Annotated in this window: 19 protein-coding genes; 15 read left to right on the forward strand and 4 right to left on the reverse strand. The window is 34.1% G+C overall.

Going from position 1 to position 21,339, the window contains the following annotated elements; all coding sequences use genetic code 11:
* The 15 genes from O5O44_RS08410 (at position 1) to O5O44_RS08480 (ending at position 15,785) form a co-directional block, all read left to right on the forward strand.
* On the forward strand, positions 1–699 hold the full coding sequence (locus O5O44_RS08410) for a multiheme c-type cytochrome (protein WP_289193923.1): 699 nt from the start codon (positions 1–3) through the stop codon (positions 697–699).
* Between the two features lie 40 nt (positions 700–739).
* Positions 740–1,312, forward strand: a complete 573-nt coding sequence (locus tag O5O44_RS08415; RefSeq protein WP_289193924.1) for a cytochrome c3 family protein — start codon at positions 740–742, stop codon at positions 1,310–1,312.
* Between the two features lie 36 nt (positions 1,313–1,348).
* Positions 1,349–2,476, forward strand: a complete 1,128-nt coding sequence (locus O5O44_RS08420) for a 4Fe-4S dicluster domain-containing protein (RefSeq protein WP_289193925.1) — start codon at positions 1,349–1,351, stop codon at positions 2,474–2,476.
* 13 nt (positions 2,477–2,489) lie between these two features.
* The gene (dsrP, locus tag O5O44_RS08425; RefSeq protein WP_289193927.1) at positions 2,490–3,707 is read left to right on the forward strand and encodes a sulfate reduction electron transfer complex DsrMKJOP subunit DsrP; all 1,218 of its coding nucleotides are present in this window, start codon (positions 2,490–2,492) and stop codon (positions 3,705–3,707) included.
* Positions 3,708–3,856: 149 nt separating this feature from the next.
* Positions 3,857–4,606, forward strand: coding sequence for a Crp/Fnr family transcriptional regulator (locus O5O44_RS08430; RefSeq protein WP_050981752.1), 750 nt, complete (start codon positions 3,857–3,859; stop codon positions 4,604–4,606).
* A 257-nt stretch (positions 4,607–4,863) separates the two neighbouring features.
* The gene (locus O5O44_RS08435) at positions 4,864–6,255 is read left to right on the forward strand and encodes a CmpA/NrtA family ABC transporter substrate-binding protein (RefSeq protein WP_019386476.1); all 1,392 of its coding nucleotides are present in this window, start codon (positions 4,864–4,866) and stop codon (positions 6,253–6,255) included.
* A 23-nt stretch (positions 6,256–6,278) separates the two neighbouring features.
* Complete coding sequence (locus O5O44_RS08440) at positions 6,279–7,385, forward strand: ABC transporter permease (RefSeq protein ID WP_289193928.1); 1,107 nt, start codon at positions 6,279–6,281, stop codon at positions 7,383–7,385.
* 116 nt (positions 7,386–7,501) lie between these two features.
* Positions 7,502–8,350, forward strand: a complete 849-nt coding sequence (locus O5O44_RS08445; protein WP_019386474.1) for an ABC transporter ATP-binding protein — start codon at positions 7,502–7,504, stop codon at positions 8,348–8,350.
* Positions 8,351–8,359: 9 nt separating this feature from the next.
* Complete coding sequence (locus O5O44_RS08450; RefSeq protein WP_019386473.1) at positions 8,360–9,190, forward strand: ABC transporter ATP-binding protein; 831 nt, start codon at positions 8,360–8,362, stop codon at positions 9,188–9,190.
* 130 nt (positions 9,191–9,320) lie between these two features.
* Complete coding sequence (locus O5O44_RS08455) at positions 9,321–10,589, forward strand: alginate export family protein (protein ID WP_289193929.1); 1,269 nt, start codon at positions 9,321–9,323, stop codon at positions 10,587–10,589.
* A gap of 197 nt (positions 10,590–10,786) precedes the next feature.
* A complete protein-coding gene (locus tag O5O44_RS08460) occupies positions 10,787–12,322 on the forward strand; it encodes a YifB family Mg chelatase-like AAA ATPase (RefSeq protein ID WP_289193930.1) in 1,536 nt (511 codons plus the stop codon).
* Positions 12,323–12,333: 11 nt separating this feature from the next.
* Entirely contained in the window at positions 12,334–13,455 is a 1,122-nt protein-coding gene (locus O5O44_RS08465) for a DUF2891 domain-containing protein (protein WP_289193931.1), read from the forward strand.
* A gap of 4 nt (positions 13,456–13,459) precedes the next feature.
* Positions 13,460–14,200, forward strand: a complete 741-nt coding sequence (gene pxpA, locus O5O44_RS08470; protein WP_289193933.1) for a 5-oxoprolinase subunit PxpA — start codon at positions 13,460–13,462, stop codon at positions 14,198–14,200.
* Positions 14,201–14,203: 3 nt separating this feature from the next.
* Entirely contained in the window at positions 14,204–14,938 is a 735-nt protein-coding gene (gene pxpB, locus O5O44_RS08475) for a 5-oxoprolinase subunit PxpB (protein ID WP_289193934.1), read from the forward strand.
* Positions 14,931–15,785, forward strand: a complete 855-nt coding sequence (locus O5O44_RS08480) for a 5-oxoprolinase subunit C family protein (protein ID WP_289193935.1) — start codon at positions 14,931–14,933, stop codon at positions 15,783–15,785. The genes pxpB and O5O44_RS08480 overlap by 8 nt, the downstream gene beginning before the upstream one ends.
* On the opposite strand, the gene deoD is transcribed toward O5O44_RS08480, so the two are convergent.
* The 4 genes from deoD to clpB all read right to left on the reverse strand — a co-directional run bounded on the left by deoD (position 15,768) and on the right by clpB (position 21,150).
* The gene (deoD, locus tag O5O44_RS08485) at positions 15,768–16,469 is read right to left on the reverse strand and encodes a purine-nucleoside phosphorylase (protein ID WP_289193936.1); all 702 of its coding nucleotides are present in this window, start codon (positions 16,467–16,469) and stop codon (positions 15,768–15,770) included. The two genes, O5O44_RS08480 and deoD, sit on opposite strands and share 18 nt — an antisense overlap.
* An 11-nt stretch (positions 16,470–16,480) precedes the next feature.
* Positions 16,481–17,146 (reverse strand): deoxyribose-phosphate aldolase, encoded by a 666-nt coding sequence (gene deoC / locus O5O44_RS08490; protein WP_289193937.1) that lies wholly within the window; start codon positions 17,144–17,146, stop codon positions 16,481–16,483.
* A gap of 254 nt (positions 17,147–17,400) precedes the next feature.
* Positions 17,401–18,138: a deoxyribose-phosphate aldolase gene (gene deoC / locus O5O44_RS08495; RefSeq protein ID WP_289193938.1), complete on the reverse strand. Its 738-nt coding sequence runs from the start codon at positions 18,136–18,138 to the stop codon at positions 17,401–17,403.
* A gap of 405 nt (positions 18,139–18,543) precedes the next feature.
* Positions 18,544–21,150, reverse strand: coding sequence for an ATP-dependent chaperone ClpB (gene clpB / locus O5O44_RS08500; protein ID WP_289193939.1), 2,607 nt, complete (start codon positions 21,148–21,150; stop codon positions 18,544–18,546).
* Positions 21,151–21,339 lie beyond the last annotated feature (189 nt).

Below are 21,339 nucleotides of genomic sequence, written 5' to 3' on the forward strand. Positions count from 1 at the left end.
ATGAAAAAGAGACTCGGAATCATATCACTTTTTGTATTGTTATTTATAGCTTTTATTGTGGTCTGGAATTTTAGTTATCAAACAGGTTTAGAAGAAGCTTATATCCCTATAGAAAAAACGCAAGCTAATTCATATATCCCTTCTGAGAGTGGTGTTTTTCAACGATCAGAATTTGCATTAGAATATGCAAATATGCCCATAGATAAAAACCATGAAAGAACATTAGACTCATATTATAATAATAGAGCCTATCATGGCGCGCCACCAAGCATTCCTCATACTATTAAAGATGAAAAAAGTTTTGGCGGTAATACCTGTTTACAATGTCATCAAAATGGTGGTTTTGTTTCAAAATTTAATGCATATGCGCCTGTAACCCCACATCCCGAAATGGTTAATTGCCGGCAATGTCATGTCGCTCAAAACAGTAGAACCCTGTTTAAGTCTGCTAATTTAATTAAAGTACAAGCTCCTAAAGTGGGTGTAAACAATGCTTTAATTGGAACACCACCAATGATTCCTCATCAAATACAAATGAGAGAAAATTGTTTGTCTTGTCATGCAGGACCTGCAGCTCCTAAAGAAATTAGGGTATCGCATCCAGAACGTATTAACTGCAGACAATGTCATGTGCCTACAGACCGAGTAGTTTCAGAAATCAAGCCTTTTACAAGAACGAATAGTAATAATGATGAATAGAAAGAACTATATATACATTCTATGTTGTACATGTCTCTTTGTGCTTTTTTCATGTAGACATGGTGAAGGTGAATATCACGGTGTCACGGATAGAATTGAAGCTGAAAGTAAAAATTACCACGGTACTTCTATATCTTCTGAAAAATATTTAGAAGGAATTAAAACTATTGAAATTACAGAGGGTGAACATACTTTTTTAATTCCAGAACGTAAAAGTCAAATTACTTCATATGCTTGTACCGAGTGTCATTCAAAACCACTAACTCAAATGCAAGGTAAAGATGCAAAAAATGCGCATTGGGATATTAAATTAGTCCATGCCAATAAAAATACAATGAATTGTATTACGTGCCATAACCCAAATAACATGGATAATTTAACAAGTTTAACGGGTAATAACATCGATTTCAATAATAGTTATAATTTGTGTAATCAATGCCATACCAAACAATTTAAAGATTGGAAAGGTGGTGCACATGGTAAACGTCTTGCAGGTTGGGCACCTCCTAGGGCATCAATGACCTGTGTGAATTGTCATAATCCTCATAAGCCTCATTTTGAGTCGAAATGGCCAGAACGATTTAATACAGAAACTGTAAAAGAAAGAGAATAATTAAAACCTGTAACAGGTTCAACTAATATGTAAGGTATGAGTAGCGATAACAAAAAATGGTTTTCTTTAAATTTAAATAGGAAGAAAAAAGAGTCTTCAGGTACTTGTGGTTGCGGAAAGACTTCTGGAGGTTGCGGGTCTCATTCTGAACATCCTCAAATGACAGATGAAGAGTTTGCAGAAGCTGCTATAAATGCTTCTATTGGTGAAGAACGCACCAAAGATGGATTTGATCAAGTGTTTGATGTGAAAATGGACAGACGTTCGGCGTTTAAAAAACTAACCGCTAGTTTGTTAATTGGAGCCGGGGCTGTAAGTACGTCTTGCAGTGTGATTAGCGGTGATGAAAGTAAAGAAAAAGCACAAATAGATTGGGAAGAGCAATTTAAGGGTAATTATAAATTGATGGATGATGATGAGAAAAAGGGGACAGTAGAAAGATTGATGCGTTCATACGAGCTTAGAACTGGAAAAAATATTAGTATGTCCTCTAAAAATGCTGAAGATGATGTGTTGTTTGGTTATGCTTTCAATATTTCAAAATGTCAAGGATATATGGATTGTGTGAATGCTTGTGTTGAAGAAAACAATCAAGATCGGAATTCGCAAATGCAATACATCAGAATTCATGAAATGAAAGATGGTAAAGGTTTTAATTTTAATGAGGCTGATGATAATTATTACCATGAAGTGCCTGCCGAAGGACATTTTTATATGGGAACGCAGTGTTTTCACTGCGATAACCCACCATGTGTTGAAGTGTGTCCAGTACAAGCCACATGGCGAGAAGATGATGGATTGGTTGTAGTTGATTATGATTGGTGTGTAGGGTGTCGCTATTGTATGGCAGCGTGTCCGTATGATGGTAGACGTTTTAATTGGAGCAAACCAGAAGTACCAGAAACAGAAATCAATAAAAATCAGCATTATTTAGGAAACCGCATGCGTAAAAAAGGTGTTGTGGAAAAATGCACATTTTGTGTACAACGTTCAAGAGCAGGTAAAAATCCGGCTTGTGTTGAAGCTTGTCCTACTGGAGCTAGAATTTTCGGTAATTTATTAGATCCAAATAGCACCATAAGATGGGTTTTAGAAAACAAAAAGGTATTTCGATTAAAAGAAGATTTAGGTACGGAACCTAAGTTCTGGTATTTTATGGATTAATAATAGTGATTAAATGAGACGATTAAAAGTATTTAAGAGTTTAGTTATTGATAGTGTGGACGCAATAACACAAGGATCTAAAAAATACCACATTTGGATGGCATTTTTAACCTTTATGATGTTAATGGGAATGTATTGTTATTCTATTCAATTAGATCAAGGGTTAAGTGCAACAGGAATGACAGATAGAGTGAGTTGGGGTTTATATATTTCTAATTTTACATTTTTGGTAGGAGTGGCGGCTGCGGCTGTCATGTTAGTAATGCCAACATATGTATTGAAAGATATTGATTTTAAGCAGGCCGTTTTAATTGGTGAAGGACTTGCAGTGGCAGCACTTATTATGTGTTTAGCCTTTGTTATTGCAGATATGGGTGGCCCTTCAGTGTTGTGGCATATGATACCTGGAATTGGCGTATTTAATTTTCCAAATTCTATGCTAACATGGGATGTTTTGGTTCTTAATGGATATCTGTTTTTAAATATCACCATTCCGTTTTATATACTTTTTAGGCATTATCAAGGTAAAGAATCGAAGGCAAGTGTTTATGTGCCCGGTGCTATCTTATCAGTATTTTGGGCGGTTGGAATTCATTTAGTAACAGCATTTTTATATCAAGGGCTACAAGCGCGTCCTTTTTGGAACAATGCGTTATTAGGACCTCGGTTTTTAGCTTCAGCTTTCGCAGCAGGACCAGCCTTAATTATATTAGTTTTAGCTATTATTAGAACGTATACTGCTTTTAAAATTGATGATAAGACAATTAAAAAAATTGCGATGGTGGTAACGGTGGCTGCCCAAATAAATTTGATTATGCTCATTTCCGAACTTTTTAAAGAGTTTTATGCACCAACGCACCATAGTGAAAGTGCGTATTATTTATTCTTTGGACTTCACGGAAAAACGGCATTATTACCATGGATATGGACGGCAATTCCATTGAATGTTTTGGCGACTGTACTACTGACTTTCCATAAACTTCGGAATAATTTTAGGGTGTTGTTTTTCTCATGCTTTATTTTATTTGTAGCTATTTGGATTGAAAAAGGATTTGGATTGATTGTTCCAGGTTTTATTCCAGGACCTTATGGTAAAATAGCCGAATATTCGCCTACAGGTATTGAAATAGGTGTAACGCTTGGAATTTGGGCAATGGGCGCATTTGTGTTTACCATACTCGCAAAAACAGCAATTGGTATTGAATTGGGGAAACTGAGATATAAAAAATAGTATTCAGTAATAATAGATTACGAATATTCGTTGGTTAAAATAGCAATTGATTAATTTCAGTTGCTTTTTTTTATCAAGCTCTCAAAAATAGACTCAACTACAAAAAAACTAAGTATTATTACGTATTTTTGTTTCGAACAAAAGATTTTATGACTTCAGTTTCATTACATAAAAAATCTATACGTAGTTCATCATTTGATGTTTCTTGCCATAATTGTCTTAACACAAATTGTTTAATCGGAAAAAACTTAAAAACGCTTTCTACATTTAATCTTACAGAAAATAAAAACACGCTTAGGTGTAAGAAGGGGCAACAGTTTATTATGGAAGGCGCTCCAGTTAATGGGTTGTTTTTCATTTTAAAAGGCACAGTAAAAGTCATTCGAACGGGCATTAATGGGCGTGAACAAATTGTAAGATTCGCTAAGGAAGGAGAAATTATTGGACATCGAGGTTTTGGCACAGAGGAGTATTATTCAATTGGAGCCATTGCTTTGGAAGATTCGATATTGTGCTACTTTTCGAAGGATAACTTGCAGGAGGCTTTAATGGACAACCCGAAGTTTACTTATGATATGATGCTGTTTTATGCTAATGAGCTCAACAGAAGTGAGAATAAGGTAAAATCTATTTCTCAAATGACCGTTAGAGAACGCGTTATTGATACCTTATTATACATTCACAGAAAGTTCGGTGACTTAAGAGGATTCTTAAATTTACCACTTAGTCGAAAAGATTATGCTGATTACGCTGGTACTACAGAGGAACAAGTCATTCGAATTTTTTCGGCATTAAAAAAAGAAAAACTGATTACTTCTCAAGGTCGAAAAATTGGTATTACAAACCTTGATCTTCTCAAAAAAGAAATTAACGAGCATAACTATTTCTTAGATAGTTAATTTCATAATAATTCAAATAAAATTCAAAAAAAATTAGAATTATATACGTAGGCTTACGTATTTATTTTTTAGTTAAATACAATTTTCATTTTACACTAATTCAATTAGTTACAGTTTAAACCTGTTTTTTGACAGGTTTTTTTATGTTTTAAAAAGAGGTTTTTATATGGTTAATGTCATACAACAGAATTAATACTACTTATATATTTGTCAAAAAATAAGTATTTATACTTAGTGTTAATTTAAAATTAGAAAATATGAAATCATTATTTACAAAAGCTTCATTATTATTTTCATTGGCCATGATGCTTTTTGCATGTGGAGGAAAAGAAAAAAAGAAATCTACTGAAGATGTTGCAATCGCAACTACAAAAACAAAAACCTTAGAAATAGAAAAACCACAATTAACTTTTGGATTTATAAAGTTAACAGATATGGCACCTTTAGCTATAGCCAAAGAAAAAGGATTTTTTGAAGATGAGGGATTATTTGTTTCAGTTGAAGCTCAATCAAACTGGAAAAATGTATTAGATCGTGTAATAGATGGACAATTGGATGGATCGCATATGTTAGCGGGTCAGCCAATTGCAGCAGGAGCAGGTTTTGGTAGACAAGCAGAATTAGTTACACCTTTTTCAATGGATTTGAACGGTAACGGTATTACAGTTTCTAATGATGTTTGGAGTAAAATGAAACCTAATGTTCCTAAAGGAGCAGATGGTAAGCCCATTCATCCAATAAAAGCTGAAGCGCTAAAACCAGTTATCACTGAGTATAAAAACTCTGGTAAGGCTTTTAAAATGGGTATGGTTTTCCCAGTTTCAACACACAACTACGAAATTAGATATTGGCTAGCAGCGGCAGGAATTCATCCTGGAATGTATACTGCAGATAATGTTCAAGGACAAATTGATGCTGAAGTTTTATTGTCTGTTACACCTCCACCACAAATGCCAGCAACACTAGAAGCAGGGACTATTTATGGCTATTGTGTAGGTGAGCCTTGGAATCAACAAGCTGTTTTTAAAGGTATTGGTGTACCTGTAACTACCAATTATGACATTTGGAAAAACAATCCGGAAAAAGTATTTGTAATGACAAAAAAGTTTGTTGAAGACTACCCAAATACTGCGGTTGCCGTAACAAAAGCGCTTATTAGAGCTGGAAAATGGCTAGATGAACCAGAAAATAGACCTGAGGCTGTTAAGATTTTATCGATGTCTCAATACGTTGGTGCAGATGAAGCGGTTTTAGCAAACTCAATGACTGGAACTTTTGAATTTGAGAAAGGTGATAAACGAGAGATGCCAGACTTTAACGTATTCTATAAGTATAATGCGACTTATCCGTTCTACTCTGATGGTATTTGGTTCTTAACTCAAATGAGAAGATGGGGACAAATTCCTGAAGCTAAACCAGCGGATTGGTATGCAAATACAATTAAAGATATATACAGACCAGATATCTGGACTAAAGCCGCAAAATTATTGGTAGAAGAAGGAAATATTCCTGCTGAAGATATTCCACAAACAGATGGCTACAAGCCAGTAACTACTGATTTTATTGATGGTACATCGTATGATGCTAAAGATCCTATTGCTTACATCAATAGTTTTAAAATTGGTAATAAAGACAAAGCAATTCAATAATTCGCTTAACAAAAATTAAAATCATGAAGCAAAGCATAACATTAGGAAAAATAACCAAATTTATGGGATTAGGTTTTTTAAGTTCTTTAAAAGACTTATTCACTGGGAAGCTAGAAAAAGAAGATTATGTAAACTTCTTACGTAAAGTAGTCGTACCACTTGCTTCCGTGCTTTTATTTATTGGACTCTGGCATATGGGATCTCAATCTTTATATAACATAGAGGCAGAGTTTAAAATTGAAAAAGCATTAAACGATCAAGGTCCTTCAGCTGCCGAAGCTATGCGTGAATGCATTGCTTCGGGAGATGTAAGTTGTAAACCTAATACGTTGCCATCTCCAACGCAAGTTTGGGATTCTTATAAATCTTTATTAAGAGACCACAACATAATTAGTGCGGATAAAGCTGCATTTATAGAAAAAACAGCAGCTTTAAATGAAAAGCGCATCGCTGAAGGTAAAGATGCAATTACTTATACAGGAAGACCATCGTTTGTTGATCAAATATTTAGAAGTCTAAAAACTGTATTTGCCGGATTTTTATTAGCATTAGTTATTGCTGTACCATTAGGCATATTTATTGGATTAAGTCCAACTTTAAAAAGTTCGTTTAACTGGTTTATTCAAATTTTTAAACCAGTTTCACCTGTAGTTTGGTATCTGTTAGTTTTTATGATAGTAAAAACGTTATTGATAGACTCAAACGAAGATAGCTCGTTTACCATTTCGTTTATTAGTGTTGGTTTATGTTCTATGTGGGCCACATTAGTGAACACTGCTATGGGAGTATCATCTGTAGATAAAGATTATATAAACGTTGCCAAAGTATTGAAACTCGGGAGTTTTCAGAAGATATTTAAAGTAGTATTACCGTCGTCTTTACCATTAATTTTTACTGGTTTAAAAATCACGTTATCTGTAGCGTGGATGGTTTTAATTGCTATTGAATTATTGGCACAAAGTCCTGGATTAGGACTCTTTGTTTGGGAGGAATTCCAAAATGGTGCAAATGACTCTAATGCGAAAATTATTGTTGCCATGTTTGTTATTGGAATCATTGGATTTTTATTAGACCGATTGATGTTAACCATACAAAACTGGGTGAGTTTTGATAAAACTGATGCAATTTAAATAGAGTTACAAATACGCGTTAGGGATTGAACGGTTTGTTTGAGCTCGCCGACGTAGGAGGAAGCGAGTAGTGAAAGCCCGACCCTTGTGGTAACGCTCAAATAAAAATTAGAAAAATGGCATACTTAGAATTAAATAATATTTATAAAACTTACGGACAAGACGAGCATGCAACTGAAGTACTTTCGAATATTAATTTATCGATTGAAGAAGGTGAATTTGTAGCGATTGTTGGATTTACCGGAAGCGGAAAAACAACTTTGGTAAATTTAATTAACGGTTTATTAGAGCCTACAAGTGGCGAGGTTTTGTTTAAAGGCGAACCAGTACAGGGCACAAGCCATGAACGTGGTGTTATTTTTCAAAATTACTCGTTACTACCGTGGTTAACTGTTGGACAAAACGTATTTATGGCCGTTAAGGAAGCCTTTCCTAAGAAAAGTAAAAAGGAGTTAAACGCTATTGTTGCAGAATATGTTGAAATGGTAAGTTTAACACCTGCGATTAACAAGCGTCCTAAAGAACTTTCGGGAGGGATGCGCCAGCGTGTTGCCGTAGCAAGAGCGTTAGCAATGAAACCCGAAATGATAATAATGGACGAACCTCTTGGTGCTTTAGATGCCTTAACGAGAGGGAATTTACAAGATGAGATACTCAATATTTGGGGTAAAGAAAAACGAACTGCCTTATTGATTACCAATGATGTTGATGAAGGGATTTATATGGCAGATCGTATTATTCCATTAAGACCCGGTCCAAATGCAACTTTAGGACCTGAGTTTAAGATTGATATTGAAAGGCCTCGTGATAAAACCGAAATGAACGATAATGCGAATTTTAAGCAAACTAGAAATGCCATTATTGAATATTTAATGGATATAGGAAATGAGCGAAAATCGGAATCTTCTGAAGAGTTTATACTTCCAGATTTGAGTCCGAAAGATTTTGTTAATCAATTTAAATAATCGAAACAAATGGCAACTATTATAAAAGATAAAACAAATGTAACACTTACTGAAAATGGATTGTTTCCATCGTCTGAAGTGATGCTAGATTTAAAAAACTTAAAAAAAGTTTATCCAACACCAAAAGGGGATTACGTGGTTCTTGAGGATTTAAATCTTCAAATTAAAAAAGAAGAATTTGTAACTATAATTGGGCATTCAGGTTGTGGTAAAACTACAATGCTTTCGATGATTGCTGGATTAAATCCAATTTCTGGAGGAAATATATCGGTTTTAGGCAAACATATTAAAGGTCCTGGACCCGATAGAGGTGTTATTTTTCAAGCGCCTAGTTTAATGCCTTGGATGACAGCATTACAAAATGTGCTTTTAGGCGTTAATCAAGTGTTTCCTGACGCTACCAAAAAACAACGAAACGATATTGCAAAATATTATTTGCAGAAAGTAGGTTTAGAAGATTCTTTTAATAAACGTGCTTCAGATTTATCGCAAGGGATGCAACAACGTGTTGGTATTGCTAGAGCTTTTGCAATTAAACCCAAAGTTTTATTGTTAGATGAGCCCTTCGGTATGTTAGATTCTTTGACTCGCGGGGAACTTCAAGATATATTAATTGAAATCTGGAATAAAGAAAAAATTACAGCTGTAATGATTACACACGATGTTGACGAGGCTATTTTTTTAGCCGATCGCGTGGTGATGATGACAAGCGGACCAAAAGCCAAAATTGGTGATGTTTTAGATATTGATTTTGAAAGACCACGAACCCGTAAATCAGTTCTTGAGCACGATGATTATTACAAATACAGAAAACATTTAATTGACTTCTTAGAGCATTAATTTGGAGTATGTAGTTTAAGTACTATGAGATATATCATAATCAATAGAGTTTAACCATACTATATTTGCCAAACTAAAATTTTAATAAATAAAAAAATCAAAAATAACTCAAATTTAAAAACAAGTAAAAATGAAAAAACAATATGTATTAATAGGCTTGATGGCATTGATAGTTCAATTTGCACAAGCACAGTTTACATTAGATGGTGAATTTAGACCACGAACAGAATACAGAAACGGATTTGGAAGTTTAATTGCGGACGATGCCGATGCTGGATTTGGTATTTCTACCAGAGCACGCTTAAATGCTGGCTACAAAACAGAAGCTTACAAATTTTTCTTAAGCATGCAAGATGTAATGGTATGGGGTGAAAACAGACAAATTTTACCTTACGACCAAAACAACTCTTTTGCTATTTTTCAAGCATGGGCAGAAATTAATTTTGGTTCTGGTTGGTCTACTAAATTAGGACGTCAAATCCTTTCTTATGATGATCAACGTATTTTAGGTGGTTTAGATTGGGCACAACAAGGGCGTAATCATGATGCTGCTTTAATTAAATATCAAAAGGATAAATTCATTTTTGATTTAGCATTAGCTTTTAATCAAGATTACTCTAACCCAACAGGATTTGTTTCAGCTGGAACTGGATATAATACAACTGGTTTCTTTTCATATAAAACCATGCAATATGCTTATTTAAAGCAGTCTTGGGAAAATTTTTCAGGAAGCTTATTACTTATGAACAATGGTTTTCAAGAGTTTGATACAAACAGCGACCCTGATGGTGTAAGTAATTTACAAACTTTAGGAACCCATTTAAATTATAAAAAAGGAAGTTTTGGTGCGGCACTTAATGCATTTATCCAAACAGGAAAACGACAAGGTGAAGTAGATGTAAAAGGAGCACATTTATTAGGTCTTGAATTAACGTATAAAGCATCTCCTAAAGTTGGATTAGGCGCTGGAGTTGAAATAATTAGTGGTAACGATGGTGGAGCTGGTGAAACTGGTGCATTCTTCCCATTATATGGTACCAACCATAAGTTTAACGGATTTATGGATTATTTCTATGTAGGTAATCATGCCAACTCTATTGGTTTAGTAGATATTCATGTTAGCGCTAATTTTAAATTAAGCGAAACGTCTAGCTTAGTGGTAAAAGCACTAAACTTTAGCGGAGAGCAAGAACTTACTAGCGGTGAAAAATCATTAGGAACTGAAATCGATCTTGTGTTCAAGAAACAATTTAAAGGATATGCTTTAGTTGCTGGATATTCTCAAATGTTTGCGAGCGATGGCATGTACGAGTTAAAAGGTATTGCTGAAAACGACGCTGCTAGCGGCCAAAATTGGGCATGGGCGATGTTAGTTATAAAACCAAAATTTATAAACTAAATTAAATATTAGTGTTTTTCATCAGTGAATTGGATGTCATATTTATGTTATAATATGAGTTAGTTAAATGTCCAATTCTAAACGAATCCCGCCTATGGTGGGATTCTTTTATTTATTAAGTTAATACAATGAAGCTATTTCAATTTGATTATTCAATTTCAAATACATTTCTTACATTTAAGCAGTAAACAAAAATTATGCTTAAAAAAGTTTTTGGAAGTGCCGTTTTTGGTGTTGAAGCCACTACGGTTACCGTTGAAGTGAACACAGATAAAGGTGTAGGATATCATTTAGTTGGATTACCAGATAACGCGATAAAAGAGAGTAATTTTAGAATTGCAGCCGCACTTCAGAATAATGGCTACCGAATTCCAGGTAAAAAGATAATTATAAATATGTCGCCAGCGGATTTACGAAAAGAAGGGTCTGCATACGATTTAACTTTAGCTATAGGAATTTTAGCTTCTTCAGATCAAATTAAAGCGGAAGATTTAGAAAAATATTTAATTATGGGCGAACTTTCTTTAGATGGAAGTTTGCAGCCCATAAAAGGCGCGTTACCAATTGCAGTTAAAGCTAGGGAAGAAGGATATAAAGGGTTTATATTACCTAGTCAGAATGCAAAAGAAGCGGCTATTGTAAATGATTTAGAAGTTTATGGAGTCGATAATATTAAACAGGTCATTGATTATTTTGATAAAGGAGAAGTGCTAGAACAAACCATTATAGATACCCGTAAAGAATTCGAGAAAAATTTAAATTATCCTGAGTTTGATTTTAGTGATGTAAAAGGGCAAGAAGGCATTAAACGATGCATGGAAATAGCAGCAGCAGGAGGGCATAACATTATTTTAATCGGACCTCCAGGAGCAGGAAAAACCATGTTAGCAAAACGATTGCCTAGTATTCTGCCGCCTATGACGCTGCATGAAGCTCTTGAGACTACAAAAATACATTCGGTTGTTGGGCGAGTTAAAGACACCGGACTTATGGCACAACGTCCTTTTAGAAGTCCGCATCATACCATTTCAAATGTGGCACTTGTTGGTGGCGGAAGTTATCCACAGCCAGGTGAGATATCTTTATCGCATAATGGTGTTTTATTTTTAGATGAATTGCCAGAATTTAAGCGAGAAGTTTTAGAAGTTATGCGTCAACCGCTCGAAGATCGAGAAGTCACCATTTCGCGGGCAAAATTCACAGTAACTTACCCGTCGTCATTTATGTTAGTGGCGAGTATGAATCCTAGTCCAGGAGGTTATTTTAACGATCCTGATGCTCCAGTAACTTCTAGTCCTGCTGAAATGCAACGTTATTTAAGTAAAATTTCTGGTCCGTTGCTGGATAGAATAGATATTCATATTGAAGTGACACCTGTACCTTTTGATAAATTGAGTGACGATAGAAAGGGTGAAACATCTGTAGAAATAAGAAAACGTGTTACTAAAGCAAGAGAAATTCAGACCAAACGATTCGAAGAATCTGAAACCGTGCACTATAATGCCCAAATGAATACCAAACAAATAAGAAAACACTGTGTTTTAGATGAAGGCTCGAAAGCACTTTTAAAAACCGCCATGGAACGCTTGAATTTATCAGCACGAGCTTATGATAGAATTTTGAAAGTTTCCAGAACTATAGCCGATTTAGAAGGTGCAGAAGCAGTAAATGGTTCACATATTAGTGAGGCTATTCAATATCGAAGTTTAGATAGAGAAGGGTGGTTGGGATAAAATGGAACATGATGAATAGGATTTTATTTTTGATAATTTTAGTTCTAGTTTTTGGTTGTAATAAGGTGAAAACTGAAAGGCATACCAATGATTTTAAAGATGTAAAAGAAATAATAAAATCTCCTATTCTAAATTTTGAGCAAGCCAATAAGTTAGCAGAATTGCCCCTAAACTGCATTAATATAGAATATCCTAATCGTTTATCGCAAACTTTAGGAAGTGATGAAGATTTAAAACCACCAACAGAATTACATCCGGCGTTTTATGGTTGTTTCGATTGGCATTCTGCTGTTCATGGTCATTGGAGTTTGGTAAGTCTATTAAAAACATATCCTAATCTTGATAAAGCCGATACTATTAAAAATCAACTTCTTCAAAATTTATCTAAAGAAAAAATTGATGCTGAAGTCGCTTATTTTGAAGGGAAACACAATAAAACTTATGAGCGTACTTATGGTTGGGCTTGGTTATTAAAATTAGCTGAAGAATTACACACATGGGATGACGAAATGGCGAGACAATTAGAACTGAATCTTCAACCGTTAACCAATTTAATTGTTCAAAAGTATATCGATTTTTTACCAAAATTAAACTATCCATTGCGAGTTGGCACACATAATAATACAGCATTTGGACTCTCTTTTGCTTACGATTACGCTGAAACTGTAAATCATGAAGTACTCAAGAATGCCATTAAGAATCGTGCTTCTTATTTCTATATGAATGATAAAAATTGCCCCATATCATGGGAACCTAGTGGAACCGATTTTTTATCACCTTGTTTGGAAGAAGCTGCTTTAATGAAACGCTTATTATCTGTTGATGACTATAAAGATTGGCTGAATGATTTTCTGCCGCAATTAAAGGACAAAAAATTTACTTTAGAAGTTGGTATAGTATCCGATAGGACAGACGGACATTTAGTACACTTAGATGGGGTTAATTTCTCTCGCGCATGGAATTTAAATAAAATAGCGGAAGGATTACCAGAATATAAACACTTACAAAATTTAGCAAACCAACATATTAATTATTCATTGCCAAGTATATTTGACGATGATTATATGGGAGGACATTGGTTAGGAAGTTTTGCTATTTACGCATTGAACTCTTCATCAAATTCGTTAAATTAGAAAGGTGAAAAATCTTGTTTTAGATATTAATGCTGATATAGGTGAAGGTATAGGAAATGAACATTTAATTATGCCTTATATCTCGTCTTGTAATATTGCTTGTGGTGGACATGCAGGCGATGAAGCCACGATGAAAGAAGTCGTTCTATTAGCAAAAAAGCATCAAGTGAAAATTGGTGCACATCCTTCATTTCCTGATAAGGTTAATTTTGGCAGAAAAATAATGAATATGCCATGTGTAACTTTATATGCTTCCATAAAAACTCAAATAAAAAGCTTATTGGCTATATTAAATGAAGCCCATTTACCACTGCATCATGTAAAGCTGCATGGTGCTTTATATAATCAAGCTGCGATTGACAATAAAACGGCTAACACGGTGATAGAAGTTATGAAAAGTTTAATGCTTCCTGCTAAACTTTATGTGCCATATAATTCGGTAATTGCTAAATTAGCCATTGAGCAAGATATTCCTATAATGTACGAAGCGTTTGCAGATAGAAACTATAACGATGATTTAACCTTAGTTTCTAGAGATGAACCAAATGCTTTAATTGAAGATTCCGATAAAATGTTTAATCATGTATTCGAAATGTTTTCAACTAAAAAAGTAAAAACAGTAACAGGTAATTATAAAACAATAAAAGCAGAAACATTTTGTGTTCATGGAGACCATCCTAATGCGCCAAAGTTGATTAAAAATTTAAGTGTACGATTAGCAGAAAAAGGCATAAAAGTTAGATAATTTATGGCTTTTAAACTTTCATATAAACCTTATGGTGAACAAGCTATATTAATTGAATGGCCCAATAAAATTCAAGATCATATGCTTTATGATGTGCTTGAGTTTAAAACAAAAATTGAATCTGGACTATCAGAAAGAGTAAAAGAGTCACGATCTGCATATCAATCGCTTTTAATAGTTTACGAGGGAAAGGTTAACGATTTTGATACTGAAGTTGAATTATTAAAATCGATATATCAAACTTTAAATTCTTCGCAAAAAAAGAAACAATCGCGTTTATGGAAAATCCCGGTGTGTTATAGTTCTGAATTCGCTATTGATATTGAAAATTTAGCGCGTTCAATACGTATTCCAGCAAGCGAAATAATCAAACTACATACAGAACCCATCTATACTGTTTGTTTTATTGGGTTTTTACCCGGATTTCTTTATTTAAGTGGATTAAATGAAATTTTAAATACACCCAGAAAGGCAGTTCCTCGTTTAAAAGTAGAAAAAGGAGCAGTAGCCATAGGAGGGAACCAAACCGGTATTTATCCTCAAGAAAGTCCTGGAGGTTGGCATGTTATTGGGAACTCGCCTATTGAATTTTTTAACGCCGAAAAAACACCACCATGTTTTGCAAAAGCAGGAGACCAATTGAAATTTTACGAAGTTGATGTGAATCGCTATCAGCAAATAACACTAGAAATAACAAACCAAACGTATAGTCTAGAAAGCGAATTAGTAAATGATTAAAGTATTACAGACAGGACTTTATTCCACAATTCAAGATTTAGGTCGACTAGGCTCACAGGAGTATGGTGTGCCTTATTCAGGTGTTATGGATAGGCAAGCAGCCGTATATGCTAATTCGCTGTTAGGTAATGACGTCAACAACGCTGTTTTAGAAATGAGTATTACAGGGGCAACATTGAAGTTTGAATGCGATACTTTAATCTGTATTTTAGGAGCAAATATGAATCCTATGCTAAATGATGTTACCATTCGAAATAATAAAGTTTTTAAAGTTTCAAAAAGTCATGTTTTATCGTTTGGGAAATTAGAAAGTGGCTATCGCAGTTATTTGGCAGTTTTAGGCGGATTTAAAACTGAAAAGATATTAAATAGTAGAAGTATGTACCCAAATATCACAAAAGAGTCAAGAATTAAAAACGGAGATGTTTTGCCAATAAATTCTTTAACTTCAAATTATAACATGCCGTATTCCAACCTTAGAATAGATGCTACTTACATTAATGAATCGACTTTAAATGTCTTCAAAGGGCCTGAGTTTGAAAAGCTATCAAACCATCAGCAAGAACAACTTTTAAACTCAAATTTTACCATTTCTAAAAATAATAATAGAATGGCTTATCAATTAGTAGAGCCTTTAGAAAATAATTTGAATGGTATAATTACTTCGGCTGTTTTACCTGGAACCGTTCAATTAACACCAGCTGGCAATTTAATTATTTTAATGCGCGATTGTCAAATAACAGGTGGTTATCCTAGAGTCTTGCAATTGGCAGAGTCTTCAATGAATAGTTTAGCACAAAAAGTAGTAGGACGAAGTATAAATTTCAAGCTAATCAGCGAGTTCTAAAGCTATTTCTATCATATCTTTAAAAGTGGTTTCTCGATCGCTCGCCGATGTTCTTTCACCCGTAACCAAAGAATCAGAAATGGTTAAAACCGATAAAGCCCGTACGTTATGTTTAGCAGCAATAGTATATAATCCAGCCGTTTCCATTTCAACACAAAGCACACCAAATTTAGACCATTTTTTATAAGATTCGAAATCGTCGGCATAAAATTCATCAGAAGTAAAAACATTACCTGCTTTCAATGGAATATTTTTCATTTTGGCAGTTTCAACGGCTTTTTGAAATAACTCAAAATCTGCTGTTGGCGCATAATCTGCACCACCAAAGCGTTGTTCGTTAAGGCCTGAATTTGATGATGCCGCCATAGCTAAAACAATATCCCTTATTTTAACGTGTTTTTGATAAGATCCCGAACTACCGACTCTAATTAGGTTTTTCACACCATATTCGGTTATTAACTCGTGGGCATAAATAGAAATAGAGGGCACGCCCATACCTGTACCCATAACAGAAATAGGTTTTCCATTATAAGTGCCAGTAAAGCCTAACATACCTCGAACTTTATTGAAACAAGTAGGATTATCAAAAAATGTTTCCGCTATCCATTGGGCTCTTAAGGGATCGCCAGGAAGTAAAATGGTTTCTGCTATTTCTCCTTTTTTAGCTTCAATATGAATACTCATAATTATAAAAATTAGTAATTTGAAATTGATTCTTCACCGTTAATTATGGCTATTCCAGAGGATGTTCCTAATCTGTTTACACCTAAATTAATAAACTCTAACGCCGTTTTTTGGTCTCGAATACCTCCCGAAGCTTTTATTTTCACACAACCTTTGCAAACACTTTGCATGATATTAATATCATTTAAGGTAGCGCCTCCAGTACCAAATCCAGTAGATGTTTTAATAAAATCTGCGCCACTATGTATGGCTAATTCACTAGCTTTAATAATTTCAACCTCACTAAGATAGCAGGTTTCGAGAATAACTTTAAGCGTATTATTCGGTAATTCTAGTTTTACTGCTTCAATATCTTTCCAAACGGCATCAAAGTCCTTGCTTTTTAAAAGACCTATATTTATTACCATATCAATTTCATCAGCACCATCTTTAATAGCTTTGGTGGTTTCAGCAACTTTAGCTTCTGTGCTCATAGCACCTAATGGAAAGCCAACAACGGTACATACTTTTACATCGCTATCTTTTAGAGCTTTTTTAGCTAAACCCACATAGCAACTGTTAACACATACCGAAAAGAACTTGTATTGCTTTGCCTCTTCACATAAATTAATGATATCTTTTTTGGTGGCAGTTGGTTTTAATAGCGTGTGATCTATATAAGTATTTAAGGGTTCCATTTGTTTTAGTTTATATCAAGATAGTTTTTTAAGGTATAAATGTTTGGCTAATATTCATAATATTATTGCTTATATACTATGATTTTAATCAGTTAAAATGTTTTGAAAAAATACAAATAACAAGTTAGGGAAACCTTTAGAATAAGCCAAGTTGAATTAAAAAACTAATAATAACCTGCTAATTAAAAAAAGCCATTTTGAAATCAGTCGATTTCAAATGGCTTTTTTATTGTAATTAACCAAATAATATAATATTACACTTGTTTGTTGGTGCTTATAGACTGATTATTGTTAGAGTTTAAAACAGTTTCAATATAATCCTTGTATACCTTGGTGTTTCTAATTTGTCGGCTACTGTATCCAGATTTAATAATACTGGAAGTATCTATTCTATCGGCACCAGCATCAATATATTTTAGAGCAATGTCTAAATCGTCAATGCCTCCCGAGGCTTCAATTTTAGCTCGGTCTCGTAAGGTTTTCTTTATAATTTTTACTGCTGTTAATGTAGCGCCACTTTTTGAAAAACCTGTTGACGTTTTAATTATATCTGCTTTGGCATCTAAGCATATTTCACATGCTTTAATAATTTCGTTTTTATTCAATTCTGAAATCTCAACAATAACCTTTAAAGGGGTTTTACCAATGGCACGTTTAACATCACTAATATCTTTTAAAACTGAAACATAGTTTCGGCTTTTCATGTACCCTAAATTTAGAACCATTTCAATTTCATCAGCTCCATCTTCTATGGCCTTTTCAGCTTCATATATTTTAGATTGCGTAGACATACTTCCTAGAGGAAACCCAATAGCTGTACACACTTTAGCATCAGAATCCAACAACAATTGTTTTGCTAAGGGCACGAATGAACTACTTACGCAAACACTGTAATAGCTGTTTTTATGTGCTGCATTACACAAATCAATAATTTCACGTTCGGTGGTTGTAGGTTTCAATAAAGTAAAGTCGATATAACTAGAAATATCCATAGGGTTTAGTAGGTTTTATGTGTTTAAAAATCAAATATTAAAGGGAATGTATACTCGATTTAAAATTGTTTTTATGTATAAATTTGGGACATACATAGAAGCTAAATTATTAATTTAAATGAAATCATTGATATAAAAACAACAATTTTAGATTAAATGCACATCATTATTTCTATAAACTAGATATACGGTAGAAAAGTATGTTCAGTTTATTATTTTTATGTTAAAATTAATTGAATTTCTGAGATAAGGTTATAAAAAGCTCCTTTTTACTGCGCGTATAACAGTAAAAAATAAAAAAAGCAACAATCATCTTTAAACAAAGATTCATGTTGCTTTTCAACTAACCAACCAACTAATAGACTCCAAGTGCAACTAAATGTTACATATAAGAGCTATTATATTTTAAAATTCTTCCGTAACCAAGTCTCCTTGATTTCTAAATACTAATTTATCATCAAATGCATCTAATAAAATGATGCTATCGGTAGTAACTCTACCGGCAAGAATTTCTTTACTTAAAGCATTTAAAACTTCTTTCTGAATGACACGTTTTACAGGGCGCGCTCCATATTCAGGATTGTATCCTTTTTCTGCTAAATAAGCCACTGCTTCTGGGGTTGCATCAAACGTAATACCTTGTTGAGCTATCATTTTGGTAATACCTTTTATTTGTAACCCAACAATGTCAACAATGTTTTCTTTGCTTAATGGTGTGAACATGATGGTATCATCAATTCGGTTTAAAAACTCTGGTCTTACCGATTGCTTAAGAAGGGCTAAAACATCTACTTTTGCTGCTTCTATAGCCGAATCAATATCTTTCGTGGCATCAAAACGTTCTTGGATAATCTGGCTTCCCATATTAGAAGTCATAATAATGATGGTGTTTTTAAAATCTGCAACACGACCTTTATTATCTGTTAAATGCCCTTCATCTAAAACTTGTAAAAGGATATTAAACGTATCTGGATGCGCTTTTTCAATTTCATCTAATAATACCACAGAATAAGGTTTTCTGCGAACTGCTTCGGTTAACTGTCCACCTTCATCATAACCTACATATCCTGGAGGTGCGCCCACTAATCTGCTTACCGCATGACGCTCTTGATATTCACTCATATCTATTCTAGTCATGGCATTTTCGTCATCAAAAAGATATTCTGCTAAAGCTTTAGCCAATTCAGTTTTACCAACACCTGTAGTTCCCAGGAACAAGAAGGTACCAATAGGTTTTTTAGGGTTTTGTAACCCAGCACGACTGCGTCTTACGGCATCACTTACAGCTTCAATAGCTTCTTCTTGACCCACAACACGCTTATGTAATTGATCTTCAAGTTTTAATAGCTTCTCACGTTCACTTTGTAGCATTTTAGTAACAGGAATTCCTGTCCATTTTGCAACAACTTCCGCAATATCATCATAGGTAACTTCCTCTTTAATTAATGAGGTTTCAGCATGTTCTTGAAGTTTCAGTTGTAAGGCTTCAAGTTCTTCTTGAGCTTCTTTAATTTTTCCGTAACGTAGTTCGGCTACTTTACCGTAATCGCCTTCACGTTCGGCTTTTTCTGCTTCTAACTTAAAGTTTTCAATAGCCTGTTTTGTGTTTTGAATGTTATCAACAACTTCTTTTTCACTTTTCCACTTGGCATTTATTTCATTTCTAGATTCTTTTAGATTTGCTAAATCGGCACGTAAAGACTTTAATTTTGTTTCATCTTTTTCGCGTTTAATGGCTTCTATTTCAATCTCTAATTGCATAATTTTTCTATCCAAAACATCCAGTTCTTCTGGTTTAGAATTGATTTCCATTCGCAATTTAGATGCCGCTTCATCCATTAAGTCGATAGCCTTATCGGGTAAAAAACGATTGGTGATATAACGTTGAGATAACTCTACCGCACCAATAATCGCTTCGTCCTTTATACGAACTTTATGATGCGTTTCATATTTCTCTTTAATACCTCTAAGTATGGAAACTGCACTTTCGGTATCAGGTTCATCCACCATTACCTTTTGGAAACGACGCTCTAAGGCTTTGTCTTTCTCAAAGTATTTTTGGTATTCGTCTAAAGTTGTGGCACCGATAGCGCGTAATTCTCCACGTGCTAATGCAGGTTTTAAGATATTTGCTGCATCCATGGCGCCTTGACCGCCACCAGCTCCCACAAGTGTATGGATTTCGTCAATAAATAACACGATATCTCCATCGCTGGTAGTTACTTCTTTAATAACTGCTTTTAAACGCTCTTCAAACTCACCTTTATATTTAGCACCAGCAATAAGTGCGCCCATATCTAGTGCGAAAATTTGCTTTTCTTTTAAATTTTCTGGAATATCGCCATCAATAATTCGGTGCGCTAAACCTTCAGCAATGGCGGTTTTACCTGTTCCTGGTTCACCCACTAAAATAGGGTTGTTTTTTGTTCGACGAGATAAAATTTGAAGGATTCTTCTAATTTCTTCATCACGACCAATAACAGGATCTAGTTTACCATCTTTCGCTAATTGGTTTAGGTTTTTAGCATATTTATTTAAAGCATTATAGGTTTCTTCTTGACTTTGTGAAGTTACATTTTCACCTTTACGAAGCTCTTCAATAGCAGCTTTAAGACCTTTTTCTGTAACACCTTGGTCTTTTAACATTTGAGCTATTTTGCTATTCGATTTAAAAACTGCTAGTAATAAATGCTCGATTGACACAAAATCATCTTTCATTTTTTTAGCAATAATAGATGCTTCGTTTAAGCTTTTTCCAGCTTCACGAGATAGCATAAGTTCCCCTCCTGAAACTTTTGAAAAGCTTTCAAGTTGTTTATCTAACGCTTGTTCTAAAATATTAACGTTTACATTTAATTTTTTTAAAAGAAACGGTAATACGTTTTCATCAACCTCGAAAATACCTTTAAAAATGTGTTCATTTTCAATTTGTTGATGCCCGAAACCCTGAGCAATTTGTTGCGCTTGCTGTATGGCTTCTTGCGATTTAATTGTATAATTGTTTAAGTTCATAGTATTAATTTCTTTTTCTTTTCAACTCGTATAAGTCAAGAATCTTACCAATACATATAACTGGACAAAATGACTGTAATGACTACTTTTTAAATGACTTTTTGTCGGTTTTTACTTCGTTTTACATAATTACTTTGTAATGTATGGATTATGTATGGGTAACTTATTAGCATCAAAGTAAGTGATAAA

This window comes from Algibacter luteus, from assembly GCF_030344935.1.
Taxonomy (GTDB): Bacteria; Bacteroidota; Bacteroidia; order Flavobacteriales; family Flavobacteriaceae; genus Arenitalea; species Arenitalea lutea.